Annotated in this window: 11 protein-coding genes; 2 read left to right on the plus strand and 9 right to left on the minus strand. The window is 41.7% G+C overall.

What is annotated here, in order from left to right; all coding sequences use genetic code 11:
- The 3 genes from tssE to tssB all read right to left on the minus strand — a co-directional run bounded on the left by tssE (nt 1) and on the right by tssB (nt 2486).
- Nucleotides 1-426: a type VI secretion system baseplate subunit TssE gene (tssE, locus tag SWOO_RS12965; RefSeq protein WP_012325145.1), complete on the minus strand. Its 426-nt coding sequence runs from the start codon at nt 424-426 to the stop codon at nt 1-3.
- A 6-nt stretch (nt 427-432) separates the two neighbouring features.
- On the minus strand, nt 433-1908 hold the full coding sequence (gene tssC, locus SWOO_RS12970) for a type VI secretion system contractile sheath large subunit (RefSeq protein WP_012325146.1): 1476 nt from the start codon (nt 1906-1908) through the stop codon (nt 433-435).
- Nucleotides 1909-1997: 89 nt separating this feature from the next.
- Complete coding sequence (gene tssB, locus SWOO_RS12975; protein ID WP_012325147.1) at nt 1998-2486, minus strand: type VI secretion system contractile sheath small subunit; 489 nt, start codon at nt 2484-2486, stop codon at nt 1998-2000.
- Nucleotides 2487-3323: 837 nt separating this feature from the next.
- Between tssB and SWOO_RS12980 the strand changes: the two genes are divergently transcribed.
- Nucleotides 3324-6014, plus strand: a complete 2691-nt coding sequence (locus tag SWOO_RS12980; RefSeq protein ID WP_012325148.1) for a bifunctional acetate--CoA ligase family protein/GNAT family N-acetyltransferase — start codon at nt 3324-3326, stop codon at nt 6012-6014.
- 69 nt (nt 6015-6083) lie between these two features.
- Here the strand turns inward: SWOO_RS12980 and SWOO_RS12985 are convergent, their stop codons facing one another.
- The 4 genes from SWOO_RS12985 to dmeF form a co-directional block, all read right to left on the minus strand.
- The gene (locus tag SWOO_RS12985) at nt 6084-7127 is read right to left on the minus strand and encodes a GGDEF domain-containing protein (protein WP_012325149.1); all 1044 of its coding nucleotides are present in this window, start codon (nt 7125-7127) and stop codon (nt 6084-6086) included.
- A 179-nt stretch (nt 7128-7306) separates the two neighbouring features.
- On the minus strand, nt 7307-8941 hold the full coding sequence (locus SWOO_RS12990) for a phosphoethanolamine transferase (protein ID WP_012325150.1): 1635 nt from the start codon (nt 8939-8941) through the stop codon (nt 7307-7309).
- A 681-nt stretch (nt 8942-9622) separates the two neighbouring features.
- On the minus strand, nt 9623-10042 hold the full coding sequence (locus SWOO_RS12995) for a MarR family winged helix-turn-helix transcriptional regulator (protein WP_012325151.1): 420 nt from the start codon (nt 10040-10042) through the stop codon (nt 9623-9625).
- 12 nt (nt 10043-10054) lie between these two features.
- On the minus strand, nt 10055-11047 hold the full coding sequence (dmeF, locus tag SWOO_RS13000) for a CDF family Co(II)/Ni(II) efflux transporter DmeF (protein ID WP_012325152.1): 993 nt from the start codon (nt 11045-11047) through the stop codon (nt 10055-10057).
- A 200-nt stretch (nt 11048-11247) separates the two neighbouring features.
- Here dmeF and eco point away from each other — a divergent pair, with 200 nt between their 5' ends.
- Nucleotides 11248-11820, plus strand: coding sequence for a serine protease inhibitor ecotin (gene eco, locus SWOO_RS13005; RefSeq protein WP_012325153.1), 573 nt, complete (start codon nt 11248-11250; stop codon nt 11818-11820).
- Between the two features lie 72 nt (nt 11821-11892).
- Here eco and SWOO_RS13010 read toward each other — a convergent pair whose 3' ends face one another.
- Together SWOO_RS13010 and edd are read right to left on the minus strand one after the other, a co-directional pair.
- Complete coding sequence (locus SWOO_RS13010) at nt 11893-12534, minus strand: bifunctional 4-hydroxy-2-oxoglutarate aldolase/2-dehydro-3-deoxy-phosphogluconate aldolase (protein WP_012325154.1); 642 nt, start codon at nt 12532-12534, stop codon at nt 11893-11895.
- Nucleotides 12535-12551: 17 nt separating this feature from the next.
- Entirely contained in the window at nt 12552-14378 is a 1827-nt protein-coding gene (gene edd, locus SWOO_RS13015) for a phosphogluconate dehydratase (RefSeq protein WP_012325155.1), read from the minus strand.
- Nucleotides 14379-14384 lie beyond the last annotated feature (6 nt).

Below are 14384 nucleotides of genomic sequence, written 5' to 3' on the forward strand. Positions count from 1 at the left end.
CTAACTTACCCTATACGTTCGGTTACTATCCAAAAAGAGATCTATTTCGATCTTTTCCTGAGCCGTTTTAACGTTAATTTTTCCGTGGATATGAAATCGCAAACTGAATGGACAACTAGTATCGTGCAAAACACGAATATCTAAATGAGTGAGTCGCGGTTCGAAACGCTCAATGCATGTCTTTATGCCTGCTTTGATCCTAACGCCTAAATCAAAGCTTCCTGAATTGGCGTCATTAAAATCAAACAATCCAAGTTCAGGACAACTTTGAGACTCTCCGACCCGCGTATTTAGCAGGCCAGAGATATTGCGTTTAATCGAAGCGATGACATATTCAATGGATTCAGATCCATTTGAAGCGTGCTCATTTTCATCACCTAAGCGTTGAAAAAAGCTCACTCCAAAAGTGTCGTCATGATTAAACAACTCGACTTACTCCTGGTCTAGACGTCCAACCAAAGAGAGTTCGAAGTTAGCTCCCATGTATTTGAAGTGCGGTCGAACCGCCATCGAGACCTGATACCATCCTGGATCGCCCTGTACATCCATCACTTCGACTTTAGCTGCACGTAGTGGTCTACGGCTTCTGACATCTGCTGGTGGATTTTCCTGATCAGCGACAAACTGTTTAATCCAACTATTGAGCTCTCGCTCAAGATCTTGACGCTCTTTCCATGAACCGATCTGCTCACGCTGCAATACCTTAATGTAGTGAGCTAGACGATTGATAATCATCATGTAAGGGATCTGAGTGCCTAACTTGTAGTTGGTCTCAGCCTCCTTGCCCTCTTTGGTATTCGGAAACACTTTTGGCTTTTGGATTGAGTTAGCTGAGAAAAACGCTGCATTGTCGCTACCTTTGCGCATGGTAAGGCTAATAAAACCTTCGTCAGCAAGTTCAAACTCTTTGCGATCGGTGATGAGTACTTCTGTCGGAATTTTTGACTGCAGTGCCCCCATCGATTCAAAGACATGAACAGGAAGATCGTCAACGGCGCCACCGCTTTGTGGGCCAATAATATTTGGGCACCAGCGGTACTTAGCGAAGCTTTCGGTCAATCGTGTTGCTAAAGCAAATGCTGTGTTACCCCAAAGGTAATCTTCGTGGCTTGCATGAACACTTTCACGATAGTTAAATGAACCAATTGGGTTATCAATAGGATCATAGGGAACACGCAGTAGGAATCTAGGCGCTGTTAGCCCCAAGTACCTTGCATCTTCAGACTCTCTTAATGAGCGCCACTTAGTGTATTTAGGGCTTTCAAATGTTGATTTTAGATCTTTTAAATTCGGTAACTCTTCAAACGAATCAATACCAAAAAACTCAGGGCCAACGGAGGATAAGAAAGGTGCATGAGCCATCGCGCCAACCGCTGAGACATACTGCAACAGCTTCATATCTTGAGAAGATGGCGTAAAGGCATAATTACCCACAATAGCCCCTATCGGCTCACCACCAAACTGACCATAACCCGAAGAGTATACGTGCTTGTAAAGACCCGATTGAACCGTTTCCGGTGCAAACTCAAAATCGTCAAGTAACTCACTTTTTGTTACATGGAGAACTTCAATCTTTATATTTTCTCTAAAGTCAGTTCTATCAACTAATAACTTTAAATTTCTCCACGATGACTCCATCTGTTGAACAGATTCATCATGAAGAATTTGATCCATCTGACTACTAATCTTTTTATCTAACTCGACCAGCATTTTATCAACAAGCGCTTTATTGATAGGCTCGCTGTTAGATTCTGTTTCAAGAATATTGCTGATAAAGGCAGCGACCCCTTTTTTAGCAACATCATAGCCTTCATCGATAGGTGTTATCTTGGTTTGAGCCAAAATCTCATCTAGAAGATTACCATTTAATACCTGACTACTTTCCTGCGCTGTTTCCATTGATTCCATGAAATTATATTCCTTAAATGAACCTTCAAAATTAGTGGGTACACTGTCCACGTCATTCTTCCATATTCAATGAGACCTGTACTTTCGTACTAGTTATCTAGAGTTTGAAGTTCTGCTAAAAGTTGTTCACGAGAATCCTCGGTCTCAATCAATTCCTGCAGCTTGGTTCTAAATGATGGGATATTACCTAATGGGCCTTTTAAAGCGACAAGGGCTTCTCTTAGCTCAATGAGTTTGTTTATTTCAGGGACTTGTGTAGCGATGGCATCAGGAGAGAAATCTTTCATGGAACTGAAGTTTAATTCTACATTTAACTCGTCAGATTCATTGTCAGTTAATTTATTCGCAACCGTTGTATTAACAGATAGGCCGCTTTCTTTCATTATTGATTCGAAGTTTGTTTTATTTACAGATACTGATTGTCTTTCTTCAAGCTGTGTATCTTCTGCGTGACCTTTAAAATCACCCACAATCAACATCTTGAGTGGAAGTTCCATTTCCGCCTGTTGATCACCTGTAGAGGGAACATATTTAATATTAATACGTTCTTTAGGCGCAACTGTGCCATCTTTTGCCATTTTAATATCTCCATATACGGCTTATAGGGAATACCCTATTCCAATTTAAATTAGGCTATAGCCTAAATGTAATAAGTTATCTTGTTATCAACTTTAAACTTAGTACATCGCCCTGACCTACAAGACAGTACAAAATACCAATTAAGTAGATCATAAAAGTCATTTTATCCAGAGAAATGATAAAGGCAAGTGAAAAAATATTGACGGCCGCACAGAAATGTTAAAAGTAAGTAAACAAACCAAATTAGTAGTAAAGTATTATATCTTTATATTTCTCGCACTATTTTAGTTAACAAAAACCCAACAAAAAACAGAGGCAGAGTTAACTCTATAATTTTCACCCTTATTAAAACCGTCTCAAAATCGAGACTTCATAATAGTCAATACACTTAAACGTAAATTAGCGATATAAATTAAACAGCAAAAAAGAGTAAGTCTAAAGAATGATGCTACTTTAAATTAATAAGCTTATTCACTTATGACTTTTATATATTTCACATTTAAAAAAGAACAAATAATTTACAAATTATGTTTGCTACTAATTGTAACGGAATCAGTTTTGTCCTGATAAATCGTTTACAGATTAAAATACTAATCACTTTATATTATATTTCAATCATAACTGTTCATTAATTAACCTTCAATACGCAATCAATCTGTTCAAAAGTATTAATAAGATTATTTTTCAAAGGTCATTTAATATACAGCCCATTGCTAATCAATAATCACCCTCTAAAAGTGTAAAGAACTCTTTTCCACCTTTAAAATTGACTAAGCCGTTAAGTTTTTTGATGTTTTAGGGTAGACTCAAGAGATAACCGTATAGAGAGAACGTCTATGAGCCAGCGAACACTTCATACCCTTTTCAAACCTAAGTCCATCGCAATTATTGGAGCTTCTAATACTGAAAAGCGTGCGGGCAATGTAGTGATAAAGAACCTGCTTGCGGGGGGCTTCTCTGGACCAATCATGCCTGTTACCCCTAAATATGAAGCAGTAATGGGGGTATTGGCTTACCCCAATATTGAAGCACTGCCATTAATTCCCGATCTTGCCATTATCTGTACAGCAGCATTTCGCGTACCTGCAATAGCGGAGACCTTGGCACAATTTGGCTGTAAAGTGGCGATCATTATGGCTTCAGGTATGGCCGATCAAAATAATGAAGATGGACAGAGCTTATTAGAGGAGACAAAACAGAACGCTCAACGTTATGGGATGCGCATTTTGGGTCCAAACAGCTTAGGTATGATGTTACCTAACCTAGGACTTAATGCCAGCTTAGCCCATACCAGCGCCCTACCAGGCAAAATTGCTTTCGTATCTCAATCTGCTGCAATCTGCACCACAGTGCTAGATTGGGCAAACAATAAAGGAATTGGCTTCTCCTCCTTTATCTCTTTAGGTGATGCGACCGATATCGATTTCGATGAATTGCTCGACTACCTTGGACGAGATTCTCGCACAAGCGCCATCTTACTCTATGTTGACTCCATCAATAAAAAGCGCCACTTTCTTTCTGCAGCAAGAGCAGCGGCAAGAAACAAACCTATTTTAGTGATCAAATCTGGCCGAAGTTTTGAAGGCTCTAATGCAGCCAAGTTACACACAGGGGGGTTAACGGGAAATGACGCCGTTTATGAAGCCGCTTTTCGGCGGGCAGGTATGTTGCGGGTCAATGATCTAATTGAACTTTTTGCCGCTGTAGAGACTTTAGCTCACTCATCTCCCCTACTGGGTGAGCGATTAGCCATTGTCAGTAATGGCGGCGGCCCTGCAGTCTTAGCCTTAGATCAGTTGATCTTGGGAGGCGGGAAAAGTACCGCACTGGATATCGATACTTTTAAACAGTTAGATGAACTACTTCCCTCTACCTGGTCAAGACAAAATCCAGTGGATATCGGTGGCGACTCAGACGCCAAGCGCTATACACAAACCGTTAAAATTATGATGGATAGTGGGACAGCTGATGCCATTTTGGTGCTGCACTCCCCCTCTGCACTCGGTGATAGTGTAGAGATAGCAAGCTCCCTCGCAGAGATGATCTCAACCCATCCTAAACGCAACAAAGTTAACGTTCTTACAAACTGGAGCGGTGAGGACTCAGCTTATTTGGCCCGAAAGCACTTTAATAAAGCTGGGATCCCGACCTATAGAACACCAGAGGGTGCTGTAGGTGCCTTTATGCACATGGTAGAGTATCGTCGTAACCAAAAACTACTTCAAGAAGTCCCAGAGTCTATCCCCGAAAATATACCTACAGATGTCGAGCTAGCAAGAACGCTACTCACTCAAGCTTATGATGCAGGCAAACGCATTCTTGAAACCCATGAGTCGAAAGATATTCTCTCAGCTTATGGATTAAAAACCATCGACACCTATGTTGCGGAGACCCCAGAAGACGCTGTAAAAATAGCTAACACGATTGGCTATCCTGTCGCCATTAAGGTGCAATCACCAGACATTCATCATAAGTCTGATGTACATGGCGTTATGCTAAATTTAAGCAGTCAAGATGAGGTTTGCCTCGCAGCGAAAGCGATTAAAACGCGGGTACATGATATCAACCCTGATGCAGAGATTGAGGGATTAATCGTCCAAAAAATGGCTCTGACAGCCGGTGCACAGGAGATACGAGTTGCGGTTATCGACGATCCCGTTTTCGGTCCAGCAATTTTATTGGGAGAAGGAGGCTCTGAATGGGATCCTGCCAGAGATGCTGTTGTTGCACTACCGCCATTAAATATGACCTTAGCCCGTTATATGGTGATTCAGGCACTCAAGACACAGAAGTTAAAAGATAGGCACCTGCCATTAGGCCTAGACATGAACGCCTTGTGTGTCATGCTGACACAGATCTCACACTTAGTCATCGACTGCCCTGAAATTGCTCGTCTAGATCTTAATCCAGTACTGTGCGCAGGTGAAAATATCACCCTGCTTGATGTGAATATTCAACTGCATCAAGTGCAGATAGATAACGCTTCAAGACTTGCTATCTCCCCTTACCCAAAAGAGCTAGAACAGAAAACCACATTGAAAAATGGTCGTGATGTGATGTTAAGGCCCATCTTGCCTGAAGATGAACCTAAACACCTTATTTTCGACAACTCACTCTCCGATGAAGACAGATATAAACGCTATTTTGGTGTTAGGTCTAAAATGACTCACGAGGAGATGGCGGTATTAACCCAGATAGATTACGCACGGGAGATGGCATTTATCGCCATTGGTAAGGACGAAAACGGAGAAGACCTGACCTTAGGTGCTATCAGAGCATCTATCGACCCCGACAACACCGAAGCTGAATTTGCGATGGCTGTACGAAGCGATCATCAGGGACAAGGTTTAGGTCGATTATTGCTTGAAAAGCTCATCAGTTACTATCGATCTAACGATACACAAATGTTGACAGGATTTACCATGTTTGAAAACCGCAGCATGGCAAACCTAGCTAAAAGCTTGGGCTTCACTGTTACTTTTGATATGGAGGAGCACCTAATCAAGATGGATATGCAGCTGAAGTAACACCTGCCTTTGGGGTTTTAACAGTCTTTAACAGTCGCCGTTAAAACCCTACCTCCTAGCAGATCTCAACTAAGATTCAGCCAACTCACTACAGATACAGTTACGGCCAGAGGATTTCGCTCGGTAAAGTGCCTCATCGGCTCTAATAAAATAGCTTTCTCTGTCATCAGAATTATGCAAGGTAGAAACACCAACAGAAACCGTAATTGAACCAAGGGAGTGTTTATCCTCCTTGCCAATGCTGAGTTTTTGATTTGCTATTTTCTGGCGCACGAGTTCTGCCACCGTTAAAGCATCATTTAACTCAGTATTAGGCAGTAAGACAACAAACTCTTCTCCACCATATCTGGCAACGAAATCCGTTCCCTTGACTGTTTTCTTAAGAGCTAAAGCGACATAGGCGAGCACCTTGTCACCAATTAAATGCCCATGGGTATCATTAAAAAGTTTAAAATGATCAATATCGACCACAAGCAAACAGCTTGCGCTGTGATCTTGCTTGTAATGTATCATGTGCGATTCTATCTCTTTTTCAAACGCACGGCGGTTAAAGAGAGAAGTTAACTGATCCGTTTGCGCCACAATACTCAGGTTTTCCATCTCAGACTTTAGCGAGCTCACCTCTTCGTTCATGGTATTGAGACTTGCCTCCATCTGCTTATTGTCACTAATGACACTTCCCATTTCATCGGCTAATGTATTTACCAACTTCAATAAAACATCGGCATCAACAGTTTGTTTGAGCTCTTGATGAAACTCACTTAATGTCTCAGTTAGGTTTGCAGTACCACTACTCATCTGAGTGACTTTTTCCAGTAGGTTATTGATCACCAATTGTGTCTCTACATGGACATTTTCTATCACTTCAGGAGATTGCTCTAAAATATAATTTTTTACCAGCTCACTGTTTATCTCGGCCGTAAAAGTCACACCTTTTGAGATATATTCATCAATGGTACGATTTAAGTCTAAATTCACCCCCAAAAAATACTCATACCAAACTGAGTAGTTATCTGGAGTAACAGGAATATCCAGTTCAGACATTTTGGGTACAGCATGCCTAAGAATTTTTGCAGAGACCTCAATATCAGAAAGATGTTTAGCTAAGTTCATGCTTCACCGCCATGGATTATTATTGTGTTTTCAATGGTTAAATGCCACATCTCTATAATATCTGTCTTCAAATGAAAGATCATTCATCATTGACGCCTGCTCATGAATAAGTATGAGATTTAACCATTCTATAACAATAACCAAATAAAATATCGTTGCCATCCATTTTTTTGAAGTTTTTAACTAGCTTTTAACCTACAAGAATTAAAAAGGTCAAGTTTCTTATCATAAACAGATGTTTTCACGTTCATTATCCCCAAAAGGGAGTCAAAAAGGTTATCGTGTGAGAAGCCACCTTTTTTAGCTTTCTCTCCTAGGCAGACTTGATCCAATCTATTTTCAGTTACAAACGAAGGTGAAAACCAGGTAAGCATTGGGATCTTTATCTGCTCATCTGGCGCCACAACATAAGGAGAGCCATGCAGATATAGTCCCTTCTCCCCCAATGACTCGCCATGATCTGACATATATATCATGCCAGTATTAAACTTTTCACTTTCAGCTTTTAGCTTGTCTATTACCCGACTGATAATGTAATCCGTATAGAGAATAGTATTGTCGTAGGTGTTCATTAATGCTTCATCGCTACAGTTTTGTATATCACTGCGAGGGCAATCTGGTACAAACCTTTTATGCTCTTGTGGGTACCTGAGGTAATAAGTCGGGCCGTGGGAACCCATGATATGCAATACGATTAAAGTATCACGATGTTCTATCTTGGTAAGCTCCTTATCTAATTGATCTAGAAGAACTTGATCATAACAGGAATGGCCATCACATAACTCAGGGGAGCTGTCTTGTTTAATAGTAATATTAGCGATTCTGTCGCAGACACCTTTACAGCCGCTATCATTATCAAGCCATATTTGCTGAATATCGGCATGGTCAAGCACATCGAGCACGCCATCTTGCGCTTGGGCTCTTCTGGCATCATAATTCTCACGCTTCATATTTGAAAACATACAGGGAACTGAGACCGCCGTTGCTGTTCCACATGATGTCATGTTGTTAAATGCGGTAACGCCATGCTTCTTGGTATGGGAGTTAGTCGGTTTATCATAGCCATAATATTCATAGTTCTTAGCTCTCGCAGTTTCACCAACCACAAGCACCATAAGGTTAGGCTTGCCGGTAGTGTTAGTGTGTATGTTTACAGCATCTAAGCCTTGCTGCTTATAATCTAGCGGAGTTTGAAAATAATGTTGATTTGTATATTTTGCTATTGAAGCAATGACATAGGTCGGAACGATAAAGCGTTTAAGCTCATCATTGTTTCGACCAAAAGCAACATAACTCTGATAATAAAAGAAGCCTATTACCCCAACACCTATCAACATTAGCAACATAAAACCCAGTTTATGGATCGCCTCTTTCATAGCGGGTTTATATGCAATTTTTACCTTCAAGATCAGAAAAGCGGGTATTAAACCTGTTAGAACAAAATTGAACACTGATGAGAAGTTGATGTAGGTAAAAGCTTCTGCTTGATTTGTCTGCAGTGTGTTCTCAATCATACCGGTATCAAATACGACCCCATATTGCAACGCCGCAAAGAACACACTCGATGAAAGTAGCGTCATCGAGATAAAAATGGGTTTCAATAGGTATTTAACGCTGAAAAGTGAAAAGATAAAGCTCAGTACAAAAGTCAGAAAAAGGGGAATACTGGCGATAAAAAACGGATCGACTTCAGCTTGCTTCTCCACTCCCTTCTGAACAATATGGAAGAAAGGGACATTAAAGATGCACACATAGAATATGGCAATAGTCAGGGTAAATTGGTTTATGGTAAGTATTTTAATACGAGCTAGCACTTCATTCACTCACAAACTGTTGATAAACAAGTAAGATATACAAGCAAAACATCTAAGGTTAGATGAATGCGCACCATAATAGCAACGTGACATAAAGTCATCAATTCATCTTTTAACACTTATTAAGCATAGCAACAAAGGCACGCTCACCCCCTTACACTTCCGCAACAAATATTACCAATATGACTGTGGATATGAGATGTTTCGCTCTAGTTCATTGCTATGACATTGAAAAAAGTGGGGAGTTCAGTGAGGTCATGATTAATAGTTTTATCCATAACCTTAACCCAGAATATAGAAATTGTTCCTATGGAGGGGTTATACCAATCAGTATAAAGATTTGATCGCTCAGCGAGAGTTTAGCGGTCCTGAGGCAAGGTCTTTAATTGCTCCTCGGTAACTGCTCCTGCGTTACTCTACCTCCTGAATCCATTCAGTCGTGCATTAATGACATTCACCACATCCATGTGGTTTGCAACGAGTGAAGAGCATCGTTATTCTACGGTTTAGCTCGTTAACGCAGTATAAGAACTGCTAAAACTCGCCTGTAAGGAGTGTTTTTGGCTGCCTACTTCTGCGTTGAATGAACTCACAAGGGAACAACCATTCTATCATTCATTCGCCTTGAATTAGTTTGCCAAAAGACACTCTGAGTAGATCAACTTCTTATACTGATTGGTATTAAAACTCAGCGTTAACACGTTCAAGAAAATTGAGTAGCAGCTCTCTCTCTTCTTGGGTAAATTTAACGGTTAGCTCACTAGTGAGTTGATGATGTAGTTCATCATGCTCCTCAAACATCTCCCGCCCTTTCTCTGTCAGCTCGACGAGTATTGAGCGTTTGTCTAACTCATTAGGTTTTCTGATCACTAGACCAGACTTAACCATTTTATCTATCTGTACTGTCAATGTGCCTGTCGTAACGCCAATTTTGTCAGCAAGCTCTTTCATCCTCATGGGGCCATTACCCCCTAAAATCTCAACCGTATGAACTTGAGGTAATGAAACTTCCTTCCCTTTAACCACGGCTTGCTCCCAGGATGAGAGTTTTTCATAAAACTCAACCATGGCATGGTTGAGTTTATCTTCAGTTGACTTCATTGCAATAACTCTTCATATGTGGGCTGTTGATGATAAGCATTCTGCCTGACGGCAAGTATTCAGTTCAATGGTCAAATGACTAACTTGAGTAAAATCGCTAAGTTTTGCTTTAAAATACTCCACATCTTTTGGGTTGTGGCTCACGATAGATATAGCTGCAGCGTAATGATCAGCGCTAACTTTCCAAATATGCAGATCGGCAACTTGGTGATCACTCTCCGCTTCAATCAACTCAGTTATCTTAAGCCGATAGCGATCTTCGATACTCCGATCCAATAATATTGGTGAAGTTTGACCTAAAAGTTGCCACGCCCAACGAGTAATAATGATAGAGCCAACAACTCCCATTAGGGGATCTAACCAGGTTAAGCCATACCACTTACCAAACAGTAGAGCAACAATTGCCAAAATAGAGGTCAAAGCATCTGCAAGAACATGCATATAAGCAGCACGTAGATTGTGATCATGACCTTCATGCTCATGCTCATGCTCATGCTCATGCTCATGCTCATTATGATGGTGACCATGAGCATGGCTATGTCCATGGTGATCTTTTAACAGTACAGCACTAATAAGGTTGACTGTTAAACCGATAATGGCGACAAATATCGCCTCACTAAATTGGATCTGGTGAGGGCTAAAAAACCTAACAACAGATTCTACCAACATAATTAACGCAACCATACCAAGTGCAATAGCACTGGTGAATCCACCTAAAACACTCACCTTGCCAGTACCAAATGAAAAGTCAGGGTTGTCAGCATGCTTTCTCGCGTAATAGTAAGCAAAAAGTGTGATCATAAAAGCAGCGGCGTGGGTTCCCATGTGCCAACCATCAGCCAGTAGCGCCATGGAGCCATATATTGTACCAGCGGTGATCTCAACAATCATTGTGATCACAGTCAGATAGAGAACATAGCGCGTATTGCGCTCTCCATCATGATTGAGATGTGCGAATTGGTGCGGATGTTGCCATGGTGCTATTGAATGCTGCTTCTCAGTCATATCTAACTTACTCTATATTCCTGTACATGGGATTTATCACTTTTTGATTAAGAAATAGATACTTTGATAATCAAACTAAAATCATTCTAATATAGTTTGACTATCAAAGTATATTTAATTTAAAAATAATTAACCCTTTTCTGTATCCGATGCGTTTATAGAGTTAAATTACATTTTATATAAGTCCATACGGAGACATTATGACAACACCTAGCATCAGTTTTTCGGCTAAACGTATTATCACAGCATCAGCATTGGCACTCTCAATGCTCTCATTCAATGCATTGGCAACTAGCCCTGCCCACCCAAGTGGACTCAATCAAAACATGATCACCTCAACGGCTTTCGACTCTACGAACTATCTAGCCGAAAAGAAAACTGAGATGTTTCCCGTGCCAAGTGAAGGTATGGAGCAGCATATTTTAACCTTACTACCCCTAGATAACGAAAGTGACTATATGGTCGAGATACAGATAGGGAAAACACAATTAGTAGATTGCAACAAGCATGGTTTATCTGGTGAGCTTACAGAGAACACTGTCAAAGGTTGGGGTTATAACTACTATCAAGTAGATAGCATTAACCCAGGACCGAGCACCATGATGGCTTGCTTTGACAAGGCCAAAACCGAAGCCTTCTTATCTATCCCTGGCTCTTTAAAAGTTAACTATGACAGTCGCTTACCTAAGGTATTCTACTTACCAAAAGGAAGTGAGCTTAGGTACCGGATCTGGCGTGTTGAGAGCGAGTTCAATGTCTCTAAAATAAAGTAAATTAAATTTTCATACCCAACAAAAAAGGCTACCAGATGGTAGCCTTTTCTTATAAGACGAGTTCCAATTAAATTAGATCCCGCTGATCGCTTCTTTACAAAGCTGAGTGATACGCGACCAATCTCCCTGCTCCATCGCATCAGTAGGCGCTATCCAACTTCCACCAATACAATCAACGTTTTTAAGTGCTAAATAATCTTTATAGCTGCTTGGGGTTATACCACCAGTAGGGCAGAAACGGATATCAGCAAGTGGACCAGAAAAAGCCTTAAGTGCGTTCACACCACCAGATGCCTCAGCTGGGAAAAACTTAAAGTTGGTGTAACCAAGCGACATACCTGTCATCACTTCAGAGATACTAGCAACACCAGGAATTAATGGCACAGTACCTTCCATCGCCGCCTTCAATAAGCTTGGAGTTGCACCAGGCGTAATGACAAACTGTGCTCCTGCATCAACCGCTTGCTGTAGCTGTTCTTCATTTAAGATGGTGCCAGCACCAACCAATGCATCAGGCACCTCTTCGGCAATCTTAGTGATCGCTTCTAAGGCGCAAGGTGTACGTAACGTAACTTCTAATACGCTTATTCCACCAGCCACTAACGCTTTAGCCAATGGTACAGCGTCTTCAATCTTGTTGATCACCATTACAGGAACAATCGGGCTACGATTAAAAATATCTTGTGGTTGTAATGACCAGTTATTCTTAGACATTGCGGTATTTTTCCTAATTAATAGTTTTCATCAATGGCACTGGTGCAACGAGCGCCAGTTTCCGGACTACTTAAATTTGAACGTAATGCACCAAATAGCTCTCGGCCCATTCCATAGCTTGTACTGCGAAGGTCGACCTTTTCAGGCTCTCTCGCTGCAATTTCTGGCTCAGAAACTAGCAGTGTTAGTTCACCCGTTTTAGCATCAACTCTGATCATATCGCCATTTTGAACCTTAGCGATTAATCCACCATCTAACGCTTCTGGCGTGAGGTGGATTGCCGCAGGTACCTTGCCCGATGCACCAGACATACGGCCATCAGTAAGTAGTGCGACTTTAAAGCCGCGATCTTGCAGCGTGCCTAAAATCGGTGTGAGTTTATGCAGCTCAGGCATACCAACGGCTTTAGGGCCTTGACCCTTTACCACTACAACACAATCTTTATCTAACTCACCCGCTTTAAAGATGGCATCAAGCTTATTTTGATCGTCAATCACAACAGCTGGCGCTTCAACGATACGATGCTGTTCCTGTACCGCAGAGACTTTAATCACTGCTCGGCCAAGGTTACCTTTCAGTAGCTTAAGGCCACCGTTTGCTTGGAAAGGCTCACTGACTTTAGTTAACACTTCAGCATCTAAACTATCGACTTGGCCATCTACCCAAGTAAGCTCACCATCAATAAGACGAGGCTCTTGGGTGTATTTACGTAAACCGTAACCTGCAACGGTATTCACATCTTCATGTAAAAGACCTGCATCAAGCAGCTCTCGTACTAAAAATGCCATGCCACCAGCAGCGTGGAAATGGTTGATATCTGCATGGCCATTTGGATAAACACGTGCAATTAATGGCACTGCATCCGATAGCTCAGAGAAATCATCCCAGTTAACAATGATGCCAGCAGCGCGAGCCGCAGCCACGATATGCATGGTTAAGTTAGTAGAGCCACCTGTCGCTAACAATGCAACGATGCCGTTCACGATAGACTTTTCATTGACCACTTCACCAATAGGCGTGTATTGAGTACCCATTTGTGTCAAACGGCACACCTGCTTAGCGGCAGTTTTATTGAGCTCCTCACGCAGTGGGTCGTCAGGATTAACAAATGATGATCCTGGCAGTTGCAGACCCATCACCTCTAGCATTAACTGATTACTGTTAGCCGTGCCATAGAAGGTACATGTACCAGCACTGTGATAAGAGGCAGACTCAGCTTCGAGTAACGCATTGCGATCAACCTTCCCTTGAGCGAACTGCTGACGTATACGCGCCTTCTCTTTATTTGGGATCCCTGATTTCATAGGGCCGGCTGGTACAAATAACATTGGTAGATGACCAAAGCTCAATGCACCGATCAACAGACCTGGTACAATCTTGTCGCAAATACCCAGTAGTAAAGCACCATCAAACATATTGTGAGAGAGACCAACGGCTGTAGACATGGCAATAACTTCACGGCTTAGCAAGCTAAGCTCCATGCCAGGTTGACCTTGGGTCACACCATCACACATAGCAGGGACACCTGCAGCGACTTGTGCAACACTGCCTACGTCATTACATGCTTTTTTAAGCAAGTCAGGGTAAGTTTCATAGGGTTGGTGCGCCGAAAGCATGTCATTAAACGCGGTAACAATGCCGATATTGGCCTTAGTTAACGCCTTGATTGACTGCTTCTCATCGGGTTTACAAGCTGCAAAACCATGGGCTAGATTACCGCAACTCAGAGAACTACGGTGAACGCCACTGTTCTTGGCCTCATCAAGAGCCGCGAGGTATTGAGCTCTGGACGCTTGACTTCGAGCTATGATTCTATCTGTTACTGTCTGGACTACTGAGTGCATAATTTC

The organism is Shewanella woodyi ATCC 51908 (assembly GCF_000019525.1).
In the GTDB taxonomy this organism is placed as follows: Bacteria; Pseudomonadota; Gammaproteobacteria; order Enterobacterales; family Shewanellaceae; genus Shewanella; species Shewanella woodyi.

What these genes read in the sequence shown, in the direction of transcription:
- tssC (WP_012325146.1), bottom strand. Translation starts at nt 1,908, where the DNA reads ATGGAATCAATGGAAACAGCGCAGGAAAGTAGTCAGGTATTAAATGGT.
- tssB (WP_012325147.1), bottom strand. Translation starts at nt 2,486, where the DNA reads ATGGCAAAAGATGGCACAGTTGCGCCTAAAGAACGTATTAATATTAAA.
- SWOO_RS12980 (WP_012325148.1), top strand. Translation starts at nt 3,324, where the DNA reads ATGAGCCAGCGAACACTTCATACCCTTTTCAAACCTAAGTCCATCGCA.
- SWOO_RS12985 (WP_012325149.1), bottom strand. Translation starts at nt 7,127, where the DNA reads ATGAACTTAGCTAAACATCTTTCTGATATTGAGGTCTCTGCAAAAATT.
- SWOO_RS12995 (WP_012325151.1), bottom strand. Translation starts at nt 10,042, where the DNA reads ATGAAGTCAACTGAAGATAAACTCAACCATGCCATGGTTGAGTTTTAT.
- dmeF (WP_012325152.1), bottom strand. Translation starts at nt 11,047, where the DNA reads ATGACTGAGAAGCAGCATTCAATAGCACCATGGCAACATCCGCACCAA.
- eco (WP_012325153.1), top strand. Translation starts at nt 11,248, where the DNA reads ATGACAACACCTAGCATCAGTTTTTCGGCTAAACGTATTATCACAGCA.
- SWOO_RS13010 (WP_012325154.1), bottom strand. Translation starts at nt 12,534, where the DNA reads ATGTCTAAGAATAACTGGTCATTACAACCACAAGATATTTTTAATCGT.
- edd (WP_012325155.1), bottom strand. Translation starts at nt 14,378, where the DNA reads ATGCACTCAGTAGTCCAGACAGTAACAGATAGAATCATAGCTCGAAGT.